The organism is Streptomyces griseus subsp. griseus, from assembly GCF_000720255.1.
GTDB classification, from domain to species: domain Bacteria; phylum Actinomycetota; class Actinomycetes; order Streptomycetales; family Streptomycetaceae; genus Streptomyces; species Streptomyces griseus_I.
Window position 1 is genome coordinate 149,339 of the sequence record NZ_JOJE01000007.1, and the last position, 15,856, is coordinate 165,194.

13 protein-coding genes are annotated in these 15,856 nt (G+C 71.3%); 9 read left to right on the forward strand and 4 right to left on the reverse strand.

Annotated features, from left to right (window positions below; all coding sequences use genetic code 11):
* Positions 1 to 107 precede the first annotated feature (107 nt).
* Positions 108 to 1,196 (forward strand): SGNH/GDSL hydrolase family protein, encoded by a 1,089-nt coding sequence (locus IG99_RS13280; protein ID WP_037673287.1) that lies wholly within the window; start codon positions 108 to 110, stop codon positions 1,194 to 1,196.
* A gap of 374 nt (positions 1,197 to 1,570) precedes the next feature.
* Here IG99_RS13280 and IG99_RS13285 read toward each other — a convergent pair whose 3' ends face one another.
* Positions 1,571 to 2,356, reverse strand: coding sequence for an AraC family transcriptional regulator (locus tag IG99_RS13285; RefSeq protein WP_037673556.1), 786 nt, complete (start codon positions 2,354 to 2,356; stop codon positions 1,571 to 1,573).
* Between the two features lie 82 nt (positions 2,357 to 2,438).
* On the opposite strand from IG99_RS13285, the gene IG99_RS13290 reads away from it, so the two are divergent.
* The gene (locus tag IG99_RS13290) at positions 2,439 to 3,257 is read left to right on the forward strand and encodes a phytanoyl-CoA dioxygenase family protein (RefSeq protein WP_199815508.1); all 819 of its coding nucleotides are present in this window, start codon (positions 2,439 to 2,441) and stop codon (positions 3,255 to 3,257) included.
* Positions 3,254 to 3,529, forward strand: a complete 276-nt coding sequence (locus tag IG99_RS13295) for a hypothetical protein (RefSeq protein WP_037673289.1) — start codon at positions 3,254 to 3,256, stop codon at positions 3,527 to 3,529. The genes IG99_RS13290 and IG99_RS13295 overlap by 4 nt, the downstream gene beginning before the upstream one ends.
* Before the next feature lie 42 nt (positions 3,530 to 3,571).
* On the opposite strand, the gene IG99_RS13300 is transcribed toward IG99_RS13295, so the two are convergent.
* Positions 3,572 to 4,831: an MFS transporter gene (locus IG99_RS13300; RefSeq protein ID WP_199815509.1), complete on the reverse strand. Its 1,260-nt coding sequence runs from the start codon at positions 4,829 to 4,831 to the stop codon at positions 3,572 to 3,574.
* A 329-nt stretch (positions 4,832 to 5,160) separates the two neighbouring features.
* Positions 5,161 to 5,748 carry a TetR/AcrR family transcriptional regulator gene (locus IG99_RS13305; RefSeq protein WP_037673291.1) on the reverse strand — a complete coding sequence of 196 codons (588 nt, stop codon included), beginning with the start codon at positions 5,746 to 5,748 and terminating at the stop codon, positions 5,161 to 5,163.
* A gap of 683 nt (positions 5,749 to 6,431) precedes the next feature.
* On the opposite strand from IG99_RS13305, the gene IG99_RS13310 reads away from it, so the two are divergent.
* The 5 genes from IG99_RS13310 (at position 6,432) to IG99_RS13330 (ending at position 14,344) form a co-directional block, all read left to right on the forward strand.
* Positions 6,432 to 8,546, forward strand: a complete 2,115-nt coding sequence (locus IG99_RS13310) for a xanthine dehydrogenase family protein molybdopterin-binding subunit (protein ID WP_037673565.1) — start codon at positions 6,432 to 6,434, stop codon at positions 8,544 to 8,546.
* An 11-nt stretch (positions 8,547 to 8,557) separates the two neighbouring features.
* Complete coding sequence (locus IG99_RS13315) at positions 8,558 to 9,019, forward strand: (2Fe-2S)-binding protein (RefSeq protein WP_037673293.1); 462 nt, start codon at positions 8,558 to 8,560, stop codon at positions 9,017 to 9,019.
* Between the two features lie 130 nt (positions 9,020 to 9,149).
* Entirely contained in the window at positions 9,150 to 10,640 is a 1,491-nt protein-coding gene (locus tag IG99_RS13320) for a hypothetical protein (protein WP_037673296.1), read from the forward strand.
* Positions 10,633 to 12,498: a glycosyltransferase family 4 protein gene (locus IG99_RS44170; protein ID WP_051865326.1), complete on the forward strand. Its 1,866-nt coding sequence runs from the start codon at positions 10,633 to 10,635 to the stop codon at positions 12,496 to 12,498. Before IG99_RS13320 ends, IG99_RS44170 begins: the two co-directional genes overlap by 8 nt.
* A 211-nt stretch (positions 12,499 to 12,709) precedes the next feature.
* Positions 12,710 to 14,344: a hypothetical protein gene (locus IG99_RS13330; protein WP_037673298.1), complete on the forward strand. Its 1,635-nt coding sequence runs from the start codon at positions 12,710 to 12,712 to the stop codon at positions 14,342 to 14,344.
* Between the two features lie 10 nt (positions 14,345 to 14,354).
* Here the strand turns inward: IG99_RS13330 and IG99_RS13335 are convergent, their stop codons facing one another.
* Positions 14,355 to 15,140 (reverse strand): MBL fold metallo-hydrolase, encoded by a 786-nt coding sequence (locus IG99_RS13335; RefSeq protein WP_037673300.1) that lies wholly within the window; start codon positions 15,138 to 15,140, stop codon positions 14,355 to 14,357.
* Positions 15,141 to 15,222: 82 nt separating this feature from the next.
* Here IG99_RS13335 and IG99_RS13340 point away from each other — a divergent pair, with 82 nt between their 5' ends.
* Positions 15,223 to 15,843: a CGNR zinc finger domain-containing protein gene (locus tag IG99_RS13340; RefSeq protein ID WP_107055903.1), complete on the forward strand. Its 621-nt coding sequence runs from the start codon at positions 15,223 to 15,225 to the stop codon at positions 15,841 to 15,843.
* The last annotated feature ends 13 nt before the right edge of the window (positions 15,844 to 15,856 follow it).

Sequence of the window (15,856 nt, forward strand, 5' to 3'; positions counted from 1 at the left end):
CGCTTCACGCCAATCCGTTTCGGAATCCAAACCCCCAACACACTGGAAAGTGCACGCAAGTGATGAGATCCCTTCAGCGATTCGGCCCACGGCTGGCCGTTTCCGCCGTGACGGTCGTGCTGAGCACGCCCGGGCTGGCCGCCGCCGACGAGACGGCCGGCGGCAAGGACACCACGTACTACATCTCGCTCGGTGACTCCCTGGCCTCCGGCTACCAGCCGGACGTCGACAAGGACACCGACGTCGCCTACACCGACCAGCTCTACGCGCAGCTCAAGCAGCGCACTCCCGGACTGAAGCACATACGCCTCGGCTGCACCGCTGAGACCACGGAGTCTCTGATCAGCGGCGGAAAGTGCGACTACCCGAACGCCAAGTCCCAACTGGACGCCGCCCTGCAGGCCATGGCCCAGCACCAGGGCAAGGTCGCGTACGTGACCCTCAGCGTGGGCGCGAACGACATCCTCCTCAATTGCGTCAGCCCGGCCGGCACCCTCGACGGGGCGTGCCTGAACAGCCAGAGCCAGACCATGGCGAAAAACCTCGCCCAGATCACGGGCGCGCTGCGCAAGGCGGGCGCGAACAACACCCAGTTCGTGGGCTCGACGTACCACAACCCGTTCCTGGCGGCCTGGTTGCAGGGCGCCGCGGGGCAGCAGGCCGCCAAGGAGTCGGCACCCCTGATCAAGGCCGCCAACACGGGGATCACCCAGGTGTACAAGTCCACCGGCTTCAAGGTGGCGGACGTGGCCGGAGCCTTCTCCTCGGACGACTTCACCACCCAGGTGAACGTGCCCGGCGCGGGCGAGGTGCCGGCGAACGTGGCCAAGATCTGCCAGCTGACCTGGGCGTGCACGAAGAAGGACCCGCACCCCAACGCCGAAGGCCACAAGGTGATCGCAGGCGCCTTCGCGGCGGTGCTCGCCGAGAACGACGCGCCCGGTACGGGGGAGTCCCCGGCTCCCAGCGAGTCGCCCAGGCCCGGTGCGGGTGAGCCCCCGAGCCCCAGCGCGTCGGCCACGCCCGGGTCCGGCGCGGACGCGGGGGGGAACGACCCGACCACGAACGGAGATCTCGCCGCGACCGGCGCGTCGAGCAGCGCTCCCGTCCTCGCGGGTGCCGGTCTCACGGTCGTGGCGGTCGGTACCGCCGCGGTCTACTTCGCGCGCAGGCGCCGTACGGGCGAGCAGAGCTGACGGTCAGTCAGTAGATCGAATCTGAGCAGCAGGCCGCTCGCGGTGTCGCGGGCGGCCTGTTCGGCTCGGCCAGGGCATGTTTCGAGAGTGGCGTCGTCCGCCCGGAGGGCGGGGCCTGCGGCGTCTGGTGCGGTGCATCGCAAGGCGGCTTGCCGCGCTCGATCCTGGTGGGGCGACCGGCACGATCAGCCCCGATCGCGCCGGACTCGGCGCGCCTGGCGCGGACGTACTCGGCGACGCAAGACGCTGATCCGCAGCGTGGGCGTACAGGCAGGCCACGGTGATCGGGGGTAGCCACCGCCCCGTATCGGAGGTCGACGCTCACCCCCGTTTCGGACCGGCGGCGGGCGTGGATCAGCGCCATGTCGCGGAACTTACGGTCCTGGGCGGTCCAGCCCCGCAAGGGCGTCCGCGCGTACGTCACGTGGGCTCGCGCCGAGTTCGCGGCGGCAGGCCTTGTTGAAGGCCTGGAGGTCGGCGATGCCCACGGCCGCGGCGATGGCGGTGATGGACAGGGTGGAGGACAGCAGGAGGTGGCGGGCGCGTTGGAGGCGTCGATGCCGGATGTACGACACGACCGTGAGGCCGGTTTCGGCACGGAACACGCGTGTCAGGTGTGTGTGGGAGATTCCGACGGCGTGAGCGACGTCCGGTACGGACAGTGGTCCGGCCAGGTGCTCCTCGACGTAGGCCTGTGCGGTGGCCACGAAGGGGTGGCGGCGCCCGGCTCCATCGCCCCTCGGCAGCTCGGCGATGCGCCACAGAGCGGTCCAGACCTCGGCCGTGGCTCGTCGGGGAGAAGTCGGCATGGCCGTGACGGCGTGTCGGAGGAGATCGGCCAGACGTGTGCTCTCGGCCGCGGCGTCCTGCATCACCGGCACCACGCGCGCGGTTCCGCCGTCGTGCAGTCGCAGATGGACGTAGAAGTGCTCCGATCTGCCCCGGTAGTGAAAGTGCACCTCCGTGTTCGGCGGCACCAGGCTGACGTGGCCGGGGCGTATGGGATGGACCGACTGCCCGAGGGACAGAGCACCCTCGTAGTTGTAGAGGTGCAGCTGCCACAGGTCGGGCAGCCGGAAGACGTCGTGGGCGGTGGAGACGCCGTGTACCCCGATGCCGGCATCGACCACGGTGGGCGCCTCGCCCAGCCCTAGTGTCACGTGTTTCACGATGATGGAAAACTACCAGCACTGGACGATTTCAGCCCATGACCGATCCGGACTGGGTGCGTACGTTCGTCGTATGTCAACCAGCAAGCAACTCCTGACATCGGTTCAGGTGGCGCGCTTCGTCGCGCAGGGATTCCTGCGTCTGGACGGGGTGGTGCCGCAGGAGATCAACGAACGGGCCATAGCGGCCTTGACCGAGGGCCTGCCGGACGTGGCCTACGGCACTCCGCTGGGCGGGGCGTTCGCGCGGGACACCTTCGTCCACGAGCTGCTCGCCCTGCCGGTCGTCGCAGGCGCCGTCGAGAGCCTGGTCGGCCCCGAGCCGACCGTCGACCACCATGCGGTTCATGTGCGCGAGCCGCACGAGGGACAGGCGCAGCCGCTCCACGGAGACGCGATCATCGACGTGCGGCCGGACGCGTTCGACATCCAGCTCATGTACTACCCGCACGAGGTGACCACCGAGATGGGCGGCACTCTCAGCGTGCCCGGGAGCCATCTGCGCAGGATCAACGAGACGGACGTCGGCCGCGTCCAGAACCTCAGGGGGCAGACCCGCCTGACCTGTCCGGCAGGCACGGTCGTGCTCGTGCACCACGGCATCTGGCACAGTGGCCGCCGCAACGACACCGCAGGCCGCCGCTACATGTACAAACTCCGCCTCAACCCGACCGTGCCGCAGGTGCGTCTGTGGGACCTCTCCGACCTGCACGACCCTGCGGTGACCGCCGAACTCAACACGTACTTCCCCTGGTACGAGCAGGCCACGGCCCGACTGGAGATCTACAACCGGGTCCTGCTGTGGCGGGCCCTGACCGGTGACGACTCGTTCGACGTCGAGTACTGGGTCACGCGCGTCAGCAACCGGCCGGCCCTGAGGAGTCACGCATGAGGCAGCAGGTTCTGGTCCTCTATCTCGCGACATCGGCGCTGGACTCCGACGTCGTGGGCTGGTCCCGGTACGACGGGACCGGCCGTACCCGTCCGACGACCGGCGACAGCGACGAGCCGCCCTATCCCACAGGGCTTGCCGCGCTGCACGACGGATGGCGCCTGTTTCAGGCATCCCAACTGCTGCCACCGCAGCCCCGTCACGAGTACGACGTCTCCTTCCTCAAACACGAGTTCTTCTTCGAGAAGGTGGAGGACGGCTCCGGCCCTTGACCCGGTGCGGGAGGAGAACCCCACCGTGTTTCAGGATGTCTTTTAATCGGCGGGCTTCTCGATCTCGGTGGTCGCCCGTGCCCCTCGGAAGAGCACCGGAAGCCACAGGAGACATGCCAGCAGGGGGACCGCGGCGTAGGTGGCCATGCCCACACTGGAGCCCAGCCCGCCCATGAGCGCGCCGAGGACGAGATAGCCGATGCCAATGAGTGCCGACTCCACGAATGCGATCATCGACAGCAGGCTCGCCCGGTGGCGCGACGGCACGGCCTCGTTGAACACGTTGTCCACGATCACGGCAGTGATCTCGGGAATCCCGACCAGGGCCAGGAACGCGGCGATCGTGACCCAGACAAGGCCGAGGCCGCTCAGGCCGAGTGCCGCGGCGAGCGTCAGGAGAGACACCGGGACTATGACCCGATACCCGATGCGCCGGTCCGCGCGGTCCGACAGCAGCGGAGTGAGCCCGCCGGCGAAGAATCCCGCCGATATGACCACGCTGACCAACGCGGTGCCCGCTCCCTGATCGGAGAGGGTCTTCTGCGTGAAAATGATGTACGGCGTCAAAGTCGCATGCATCAATCCGGACACCACGACAAGCGTCACGAGCGCCGGCGTGGCGACCCGAAGCATCGCCCGCCATGCTGTGGCGTCGCCGTGCTCCTCCTCGGCTCCGTCCTGCTCGTCCACCGCGTCCGCGCCGCGGATCTCGGGCACTCGTGACATCAGCACCACCACGGCCAGGGCGAGGCATGCCGCCGAGCCGACGTAGACGACTCCCCAGGAAATCTGCTGCAGTTGGCCGCCGAGGACGATGGCGGCTCCCGAGGTGACCGTCCCGAGCATGGTGAACCGAGACTTGATCTTGACGTAGCCGGCCGTTGCACCACGACGCACGAGCAGGTCGTACAGCAGGGCGGTGTCCGAACCGGACACGCATGCCATGCCCACGCCCTGCCCGATGAACAGCGCCAGGAACACCCAGTAGTTGGAGAACGCCACCTGACCGAGCAGACAGCCGGCTATCAGTATCTGGCCGATCGCGATGCCGGCACGCCTGCCGATTCGGTCGGCGATGACTCCCGTCGGCAACTCCGCAAGTCCGCTGACCAGGTAGAGCAGTGTCTGCAGTAGGGCCACTTGCTCGGCGGAGAAGCCTCGCTGCTGAAGGAAGAGGACGAATACGCCGCGCTGGAACAGCGTGTTGGTGAGCACGGCGTATACGTAGAACGGGCGCGTGACACTTCGTGCTGCATGGTCGACCGCAGCCGACCCGCCAAGGGCCTCCGTGGTGCCGGTCATGCCGCGGGCTCCCTGATGACTCCGGTGATCATTAGTGTTGGGCCTCCGCCGCCGACCGGAACCTCCAGCCTCGGTGTTTCACCGCGAGTTCCAGGGCTGGTGGCTGTCCGTCACCAGCTGGAAAGGGTGCCCCCGCGACCTGCAATGATCCGGCTTGTCGAAGGCTGGGACCGGATGCGGGTGAGGGCACCTTACACGCGCCGGCCGCAGCCGTCGGCCTACTCGTCGTCGTCGGCGTCCTTGTCGCGCAGCGGCCGCAGCCCGCCGGGCAGCTCAGGCAGTACTCGCGACAGTTGAACAGGCGAGTCCACCAGTATCGCGCCTCGAGCTCAGGCCATGGCCAGGACAGCGGAGATCAGGGCCCGCAGGCAGACCCTTTCGGCCTCCTCGTCCGGCAGTGAGAGGTGCTGCATCGTCAGCCCGTCGAAGCCCGCGAGGAAGAACCTCGCGATCGTCTCGGCGGGCTGGGCGAGCTGGTGCCCGGCGCGTTCGGCAGCCTCGCTGATCAGTTTCGTCGTCACGGCGGAGATGCCGCGGTAGTGGCCTTGCAGAGCCTCCTGGAGACGGGGTGTGCGCAGGGCGAACATGGACAGCTCGGTGAGGAGCTGGTACGAGGCGGGCTGTTCGAGCACGGTGTGCCACAGCGCCTCGGCGAGCGTGACGAGTGTGTCCTCGAAGCCCGCGTCCGTGGGCGCCGCCTGCTCCACCTGGGCGACCAGGTCCTGGGTGAGCTGCTCCATGACGGCCCGGTACAGATCTTCCTTCGTGCCGAAGGTGTAGTGCACGGTCGCCTGGGCCACCCCCAGCTCGGCGGCGATGGCGCGGGTGCTTCCGGCGGCCACGCCCTCCCTGGCCATGAGGGCGATGGCCGCCTTGATGAGCTGTGGGCGGCGCTCCGCCGCGGATACATGAGCCATGACGGCATCCTATGCGACTCAGTCTGTTGAACAGGTCGCTCGACAAGTCGCTCGACAGCACTCGACAAGTCGCTCGACAGCACTCGACAAGTCACTCGACAAGCTGCGGCATCGGTGAGTTCCCGCGCACGCCGGATGGGAGCAGGCGGCATGGCGGGGCACACGGAAGCGGACGGAAGGCCACGGACGCGAGTCGACGCGCTTCGAATGTCCGTCTTCGGAGCGTTGAGGCGGGCCGAGAGGCGGCGAAGTGAGCCGGCCCCGGCGACTACGAGATCCTGCTCGCGCGCTCCGCCGAGAACATCGTCCGCGCCGTGCAGCTCACGGTCACCGGAGCCGCCCCACAGCCCCGCGTCGTCGTCGGCCGGCGCACCCTCACCGTCGACTTCGACGACCACGCGGCCATCACCCTCACCGACGCCACCCGCACCACCGGCAGCGCCGTCACCCCCCCCCGCCGACCCGGCGCACCCGGCGGCCCTGCTCTTCCGCTCCGTCGATCCGACGGTGCTCCGCCGAAAGCCGTTGGTCCGGAAGGAGGGGGTGGTGCGGTGCGGAGGCGACGTCGCCGGCCACGTACAGGCAACCCCCGGCCCCGCCCGCCCCTCATAGGAGTCGAACCGAACGTCCGGGAACTCGGAGAGGAGCGTCCGTTGGCCGGCCAGTTGTCACGCCGCAGGTTCATGGTCTACTCGCTCGCGGCATCCACGTTGACCGTCGCCGCGCCCCTCGGCTGTGACGCGGAACCCGCGGAGGGCGTCGAACGGGCCCGCAAGGCCTCTGACGTCCTGGTGACCGGGGCGGACGAGGAGATGCTGGTCCTCGAGGTCACCGAGGCCAACAAGGTCGTCGTACGGCTGCCGCGTGTCGAGGTCGGGCAGGGGGTCACCACCGCGGTCGCGATGATGATCGCCGAGGAGCTGGACGCGCGGCTCGTCGACGTGGAGATCCCGCTCGCCGAGGCCCGGACCAAGGGCAACCAGTACACCGGCGGTTCGAGTTCGGTCAGTTCGCTGTACGGCCCGGCCCGGCAGCTCGCCGCCACCGCGCGTGCCAAGCTGGTGACCGCGGCGGCCCGGCGCTGGAATCTTCCCGCGCGGTCCCTGCGCACCTGGAACACGAGGGTGATCGCGCCGGACGGGCGTTCCGCCACGTTCGGCTCGCTGACGGCGAGCGCCGCCGGGATCCAGCGGCCCGCCGTGTCGAGCAACCCGAAGCCGGCGTCCCGGCACCGTGTGATCGGGAAGCCGACGACCAGGATCGACGCCCGGGACATCGTCACCGGCAAGGCCGAGTACGCCGGGGACCTGACGGTGCCGGGGGCTAAGCCGACGGTGGTGGCGCGGCCGCCGACGCTCGGCGGGAAGATCGTCTCCGTCGACGACCGCGCGGCCCGCGCGATGCCCGGCGTGCACGCCGTCGTCAAGGTCGCCGGCGGGGTCGCCGTCGTCGCGGACTCCTTCCACCACGCCTTCAAGGCCAGGGACGCCCTGCGGATCACCTGGGCCCCGGGCCCCCTGGCGTCGCTGTCCGACGCCGCGATCCGCTCCCGGCTGCGGGCCGCCGTCCCCCGGCTCCCCGCGCCGCCACGCGGATCGACGCAGGTGGAGCGCGAGTTCGAGTTCGCCTTCGTCAGCCACGCCCCGATGGAGGTGCTGACCGCGGTGGCGGACGTGCGGGCCGCTCGGGCCGAGATCTGGTTCGCCTCCCAGACACCGATGGACGCGCGCGAGGCCATCGCCTCGGCGGTCGGACTGCCCGCGTCGAAGGTACGGGTCCATGTCGTGCGGGGCGGTGGCTCCTTCGGCCGTCGGCTCAACCACGACGCCGCCATCGAGGCGGCCCTCATCTCGAAGGCGGCACGTCGGCCGGTCAAGCTGATGTGGAGCCGCGCCGACGACATCCGGCACGGCAGGATGCGCCCCGCCAGCCATCACCGGATCCGGGCCAGCCACGCCGGGGGCAGGGTGGTGGCGTTCACCCACTCGACGGCCTCGGTGAGCGAGTCGTACGACGGGCAAGGGCTGTCCGCCCAGGGCGGGCCGGCCCCCGTCCTCGCGCCGCAGGGCGGGGCGACCTCCGCCCTCGCGCGTGCCGGCGGGCCGCTGCCCAGCGACAGCGGCCTGTACAACTTCGGCCGCGTCGGCGGGGACGGCGGCTCCGTCGACCTGGCGATCCCGCTCGGGGCCTGGCGGTCGGTGGACTCCGGCACGTCGCGGACCGCGGAGGAGATCGTCGTGGACGAGGTGTCCAGGAGCCTGGGCAAGGACCCGGTCGCCTTCCGGCGTACGACACTGCGGAGCAAGGCCGTCAAAGCGGTGCTCGACAAGGTCGCGGCCGCCGGGCACTGGGGCCGCGCCCTGCCCGCGGGCCGGGCGCAGGGCGTGGCCGTCCACGAGGAGTACGGCTCCTGCGTGGCCTGCCTGGTCGAGATCGACGCCAGGGACCCCAAGAAGCCCCGGGTGACCAAGGTGGTGATGGCGGCGGACGTCGGAACGGCCGTCAACCCGCGCGGCCTCGAGGCCCAGCTCATGGGCACCGCCATCGACGGGATCTCCACCATCCTCACGGCCGGCCTGCACATCGACCGCGGCGCCGTCCGCGAGAGCAGCTACGCCGACTTCCACTACGCCCGCCAGCGCAACGCCCCGCTGCGGTTCGAGGCGCACATCATGCCCTCGCGACGGGAACCGGGCGGCGCGGGCGAACTCGGGGTGCCGGCCGCCGCCGGTGCCGTCGCCAACGCCTACGCCCGGGCCACCGGAACCAAGCCCCGACGCTTCCCGATCAACTTCTAGAGAAGGTCCCGATGCCGTCCTACTCCTTCGTGCTCAACGGGAAGCCCGTCACCGTCGAGGCACCGGCCGACATGCCCCTGCTGTGGGTGCTGCGGGACCTGCTGAACGTCACCGGACCCAAGTACGGCTGCGGGGTCGGCGTCTGCCGGGCCTGTACCAGCCACCTGGACGGCGTGGAGATCCAGCCGTGCGTCGTCCCCGTCGCCGACTGCGTGGACCGCGAGGTCACCACGATCGAGGGCCTGGCCGACGGTGAGAAGCTGCACCCCGTCCAACAGGCCTGGCTGGCCCGCGACGTGGCGCAGTGCGGCTTCTGCCAGCCGGGCCAGATCATGGCCGCGGCGGCCCTGCTGAAGCGGACGGCCCGCCCGACCGACGCCGACATCGACCGCATCGAGAACGTCTGCCGCTGCGGTACGTACTCCAGGATCCGTGAAGCGATCAAGCAGGCGGCGGCGCACGAGCACGAGTGACGACGACGCCGTAGGGCGTCGGGGGGCGGACAGTATCTCCTCTTCGCCGGGCCGTAGTTGGGGCGGCGCCGTCGGTTACGCTGCCTCTGTGTCCACTGATGAATCGTCCTATTGGTGTGCTCGTGGTGATGTGTCCGACGTGCTCGGTGCCTACGACGGCATCGAGTCCTGGACACTGCACGCGACCGCGCTCACCGACCGCGACGAACAGGTCGTCGTCTCGCTCCACGAGCGACTGCACCACGAACTCCAGCACACCACGCCCTGGGGCCTGGTGGCCCGCTTCTCGGCGGACCTCTCCCGGCTCGGTGTCCTGGCCGAGCGGCTGAGGCTGCTGTTCCGCTTCTGCCGGGAGTCGTCCCGGCTCGTGCACGAGACCTACGCCACGACCCTGTCCATCGGGGACGACACCGCCGCCCTGCGCTTCCTCGACGAAGGCTCCGCCTACCGGCGGCACTTCGACCGGGGCCGGCGGCTGCTCGGCGGACTGGACTGGGGGACCGGCCGGTTCCGCATCGACGCCCTGCTGCGGGCGGCGATGGCACCGGCCGCCCTCGAAGTGGCGTACACCGGGGGATTCGAGGCCGTCCGGACGCGTGACCTCAACGCCCCGGACGCCCGGCCCGACGCCCGGCTGGAGACGATCCTCGCCCTCGACCTGCCACAGTTCGGGGCCCAGGGCCTCGGCCCGCACTCCGGCCCGGACGAACTCGGCGTCTTCTTCGACGAGGTGGCCGACTGCCTGACCCGCCAGGGCCTGCCCACCTTGCGAACGGCTCCCGTACGGGCCCTGATCGACGACCTGTTCGAGGATGTCGGGCGGCTCAGTCCCGAGCTGCGTGCCCGTATGGAGCTGGACACCGTCCGCGATCCGGTTCCCGACGACATCGAGGAACACCAGCGGGAGCGCATTCGCCTCCACGACACCGGGCCCCTGCCGCTGGAGATCGTCCCCCAGTCGGAGATCGCCGCCCGCGCGGCGGACTTCGCGCGCCACCACGACCGGTTGGGCAAGCACGTCCTGCTCGTCTGGGCGCGGGCGGACCTGCTGGCCCGCCAGTTCGCGCGCCCCAACGCCCTGGAACAACGCGAGGGATTCGTCGTCGCTCTCCAGGCGGCCGGCCACGACTCCGACGGACGGGCCGTGGCCCGGCTGGGGCTGCTGGAGACCGACAACCCCGCGGAGGCCGTGAAGGCCTTCACCTTGCCGGTGGTCTGCCTCAGCACCGCCGCCAGCCTCACGGACGCGCCGGGAACCGCCCGCTCCGACGGCATCGACACGATCCACGCGCTGGCGGACCTGCCGATCGTGTCCCAACTCGTGCACACCTTCCAGCAGCAGGCGCAGGTGACCTGGATGCGCTCCGAGGTCGACGGGGACCGGAAACTGCACCTGTTCTCGTACACCGTCAGCGTGCTGCCGGGCATCGTCTGGTTCCAGCTGACCGGCGAGGCCGGACGCCAGTACACGCAGCGCTGGCTGACCTCGCTCGGACCGGAACAGGCCGAGCACCGGCCGGAGGCGTTCACCGAGCTGCTGCCGGGCATCGACGCGGCCGTCCAGCACGTCGTGAGTGCCTGGTGGATCATCGACCAACAGGGCGGACGTACCCATGCCTGACACCATCGACCTGCTGTCCCTCACCGCGCCCCTGACCGGTGCCGACGGAGAGGTGACCGTCGACGACGAACACATCGACCGTCTCCTCACAGAGCTCGGCCTGACCGAGGGCGCCGGCCGGGACGGCGTGGACGGGATGCTCCGGCTCGGCCTCGACGACGAGCTCGACGAACCCCTGACCATGCGGGGCGGCGGTCGGTGGATCCGCATCCCCGCCCCGCGGTTCAGGACCGTGCTCGCCTCCGCGCTGCTGGTGACCGCTCTGAAGCGGGCCGGCGTGCACGGCACGGCGGACCTGGTCCTGGTGGCGCTGACACCGTTCCTCTTCGACGTCGACCGGGTGCGGGTGGACACCAGGGAGCAACTGGTGCTCGCCGTGCTGCGGGCCCGGCTCGACTCCCGGGAGCAGGTCCGGGAGCTGTGGGAGGGCCTGCCCGGGCATCTGCGGCACGAGGTGGATCTGGACGAACTCATCGAGCTGGTCACGGCGATGGAGAAGGCCAGTGCCGGGGGCCCGCGCCCGAGCGAGGGCCCCGGTGCGACCGGTGAGCTCGGCACGGCGGCCGCGCCCCGCGTGTTCCGGGGTTCCTTGCGAGAGGCGAGCGTCGTGCCCGCCGCACCGCGTCGGCGACGGCTGCGGATCCTGGCGGTCGCCGACGAGTGGTTTCCCGCCAAGGGCGGGATCAGCGCCCTCAACCGGTCACTGTGCCGGGCGCTGGCCGAGGCGGGCCACGAGGTGTTCTGCCTGCTTCCGTCGACCTCCAGGAAGGAGATCGACGACGCCGGCCAGGTACGGCTTGTCCCCGCACCTCCGCTCCCCGGTGCCTCGGGGCGTGACCTGCTGATGCGCAAGCCGGTCCTCCCGGGCGGTCTGCCCCCGGACGTGGTCATCGGCCACGGCCGTGTGTCCGGACCGGCCGCCTTCGTCCAGGCGGAGCAGAACTTCGCGGGCGCGGCCCGGCTCCACCTCGTCCACGACTGGCCCGAGGAGTCGGACCGGTACAAGAAGGCGATGCGCGGCGTCGACCTCCACGCCCGGGCCGAGGACCGCAAGTGGACGGACCTGGAGCTGGGGCGCGGCGCGACGCGGGTGGTGGCTGTCGGCCCCCGGCTGCACGGCCTGTGCGTCCAGGAGTTCTCGGCGTGGCCGGAGGTGCCCCGGCCGCTGCGGCTCGATCCGGGCTTCGACAGTCCGTTGGTCCGGCCGCGCGAGCCGGTCCCGGGGCCGCCGCGGATCCTCCTCACGGGACGCATGGAGGACGACGCGGTCAAAGGGCTCGATCTCGCGGCCCGGGCGGTCGGTCATGCCCTCGCACTGCGCGACCCGGACGAGCCCGAGGTACGGCTCATGGTCCGGGGGGTCACCCAGGGTCAGGCCGACGAGCTGTACCGGAAAATCCTGGAGTGGGCCGGTCGGCCCTCGCTCAATCTCGTGCTCCGGCCGTTCACGACCGACAGGGAGCGCCTCGACCACGAACTGCGCCTCGCGACCCTGGTGCTCATGCCGTCGCGGGCGGAGGGGTTCGGCCTCGTCGGCCTGGAGGCCATCGTCCACGGTGTGCCCGTACTGATCAGCCGCCGGAGCGGGCTCGGTGAGCTGCTCAAGGAGTGCCTGCCGGAGGAGCTCCTCCCGCGCACCGTCCTGCCGGTGACGGACGAACCGGAACGCGACACCGTGCGCTGGGGCTCCGCCGTGGCGGCCGTCCTCCAGCGCCCCGGGGCCGCCTTCACCGACGCCGACACCGTACGCGTCGTCATGGCGCGGGAGCGCACCTGGGCCAGGGCCGCGGCCGAACTCCTCGACGGCCTGGTGCCGGACGGCGACGAGCCGTCGGAGGGGTGGCGGCTCACGGTGTGAGGACGCGGTGCGGGCACCATGGCCCGCTCCCTCGGTCATGAGGACGGCACGCACGCGATCTCCGCCGGTTCCTTCAGCCGAACGGCCGATGTCCGCCACGGCGGCCGCGATCAAGAATCGGCAGGGAACGCTTCTCGGCGCCTGTCCCTTCGCCCCGTGTCCAGCGCGAACCGGGCCGCCGACCCCTCTGAAAGACGGAGAGGCCGCCCCTATGACAGGCGCTGTCGAGTCGGCAGGAGCCCCGGCACGCGACGCTGCCCCGCCCGGTGGCGAGGCGCCCCGCCGCCGACTCCGGGCGGTGGTCCGCCGATGGTGTGTCCCGCTGTGGGCCACGGCGGCGATGCTTCCGCTGTACCTCGCCTGGGCGTTCTTCCGCGCCACCGGCGGCGGTGATCTCGCGGCCCAGGAGACCTGGGCGCGCTTCGCGGCGGAGCACGGCGGTTCGGCGTACGGCCTGTTCTGGTTCGGCGGGCTGCACATGGCCAACTACAGCGTGATCTCGCCGTATCTGATGGGCGCCTTCGGCGTGCGGACCGTCGCCGTCGCGTCCGGCCTGGTGGGCGGCTGGCTGGCCGCCGTCCTGCTGGTGCGGTGCGGGGTCCGGCGTCCGCTCGGGCCCGCGCTGCTCGGGGCGTTCGGGCTGTGGTGCAACGTCGCGGCGGGACGGGAGACGTTCGCGCTCGGGGTCGCCCTCGCTCTCGCGGCCTGTCTGGTGCTCGTGGGGGAGCGGCGGGTGGGGATCGCGACGGGGTACGCGGTGCTCGCGACGGCGGCCAGTCCGGTGGCCGGGCTCTTCCTGACGGTGGCGGGCGCGGCCCACGGTCTCGTCCGGGACCGGGCGCGGGCCACCGCGCTCCTGGTGCCGCCGTTCCTGGTGGTGGCCGCGACCACGCTGCTCTTCCCGTACTCCGGGGAGCAACCGATGCCGGCGGCGCGGATGCTCTGGCCCGGACTGCTCGGCCTGGCGGTCGCCGTACTGGCACCGCGGGAGTGGCGGGTGGTGCGGTGGGGCGGCGCCGTGTACGCGGCGGGTGTCGGACTGACGTACCTGATCGCCTCGCCGATAGGGACCAACGTGGAACGGTTCGCGCTGCTGTTCGCGCCCGCCGTGCTGCTCGCCGCCCTGCTCACCGTGGAGCGGAGCCGGCGGTACCGTCGCGCCGCGATCGCCGTGGCGCTCGTGGCGTCCCTGGCGTGGCTCGGATCCGGGACGCCGCTCACGTTCCTGCGCGGCTCGGCCGAGGTCCCCGCGTGGGCTGCCGACTCGCCCGCTGTCGTACGGGCGTTGCAGCGGATGGGCGCCGACCGCGCCCGCGTGGAGGCCGTCCCGGCCGCCGACCACCGCGAGGCCGCCCTGCTCTCCCCGTACGTCAACCTGGCGCGCGGCTGGAACACCCAGCTGGACGTGGAGCGCGGCCGCCTCTTCTACGACGGGACGCTCACCGAGTCCAACTACCGGGCGTGGATCGACCGTTGGGCCGTCGGCTTCGTGGTGCTGCCGTCGGCCGAGCCCGACCGGTACGGGGCCGCCGAGGCCCGTCTGGTGCGCGGCCGGCCCGGGTGGCTGGAGCCGGTGTGGAGCGACCCGCACTGGCGGGTGTACCGGGTGCGGGACGCCGTACCCCTGGTCTCGGCGCCCGCGACCGTGCTGCGCACCTCGAGCGCCGACCTGTCCGTGCGGATGCCGCGCGCCGGCTCGGTGACCGTGCGGATCGCCTACTCGCCGTGGTTGCGAACGGTGGGCGGCTGCCTGCGCGAGCTGGGTGGGTTCACGCGTCTGACGGTGCGGGGTCCGGGCGTGTACCGGATCGCGGCCGCCTACGTTCCCATCGCGTCCGGCTGTTGAGCGGGTGCGCTCAGCCCAGCTGCAGCCGGTCGGCCAGCCCCGCCGCGGTGAAGGCGGCCACCACGTCCTCGCGGCTCTCCGTGAAGTGCGCCCAGCTGTCGCAGTGGACGGGGACCACTCGGCGGGCGCCGAGGAGCTCGGCGGCCTCGGCGGCCTGGGCGCTGTCGATGACGACCAGTCCGTCGTCGAAGAGGGGCAGGCGTGGCGCCCCGGCGAAGAGGACGACGGTGTCGACCGGTCCGAACCGCGCGGCGATCTCCTTGACCAGGCCGAGGGAGGCGTTGTCACCGCTGACGTACACGGTGGGCAGGTCGGCGGAGGTGAGGACGAATCCGACGACCTTGCCGGAGACCGCCTCGACGCGTTCGGTGCCGAGGGCCTCGGGGCCGTGCAGCGCGGGCACGGCCGTCACGGTCACGGCGCCTCCGTCGGGGCGCCGCAGGTCGGTCGACTCCCAGGGCGCGAGACCGCGCGCGGTGCCGCCCAGACGCGCCGCTCCGCCGGTCGTCGTGAGGGTGAGGGGTACGTGGGCGAGGAACGCCCGGCCGGAGTGGTCGAGGTTGTCGGGGTGTTCGTCGTGGGAGAGCAGCACGGCGTCGACGGCGCCGAGGTCGCCGGGAGCCACGGGGGACGGCGCGGTCTTGGTCAGGACCAGGTCGCCGGGCAAGGGGTAGTCGCCCGGTTCGTCGAAGGTGGGGTCGGTGAGGAACCTCAGCCCGCCGTAGGTGATGAGGGCGGTGGGGCCGCCGAGGACCTGGACCGGGACGTGCTCTTCGGGCGTGCCGACAGCAGACATCACAGAAACACCTCACGGTTGAAGGGTGGGCCATCCGTGAGATGAAGGTAGTCGTTTCTCACGGATGACGGCAAGCCATATCATGAGAACCGTGAAGGAAACCGTGCGAGAAGCCGTGCCGGAAGCTGCGCGGCCCGAGCCCGCTCCAGGGGCCGAGCGGTACCCCGCTCTCGACTTCGCCAACAGCAGCCTCGCCCTGCCCGGCGGTCACTTCGTCGATCTCCTCGGCACCCCGGACGCCGCGAGTCGCTGGCTCGTCGAACGCGGACTCGCTCCGGCGGACGCCGGGCTGCGGGAGGTGTGCGCGGCGCAACTGCGGTCGCTGCGCGAACAGATCCGGGCGCTGATCGCCTCCCGGGTCGAGGGCCGGCCCGCTCCGCCGAGCGCCCTCGCCGCCGTCAACGAGGCGCTGACCCGTGCGCCCGCGGCCTCGCTGCTGCACTGGGATCCGGCCCGCGGTCTGTACCGCGCGGCCTCCCACCCCACCACGCAGGTCGTCGACCACGCCCTCGCGGTCCTCGCCGCCGACGCCGCCGACCTGCTCACCGGGCCCGACGCCGAACGGCTCACGGCCTGCGGCTCCACGCCCTGCACTCGCTTCCTGCTGCGGCACGGTCGCCGCCACTGGTGCTCCACCCGCTGCGGCGACCGCGCCCGCGCGGCCCGCGCCTATGCCCGCCGCTCCCGGACGGAGGCGGACTGAGGAAGGCCGGATG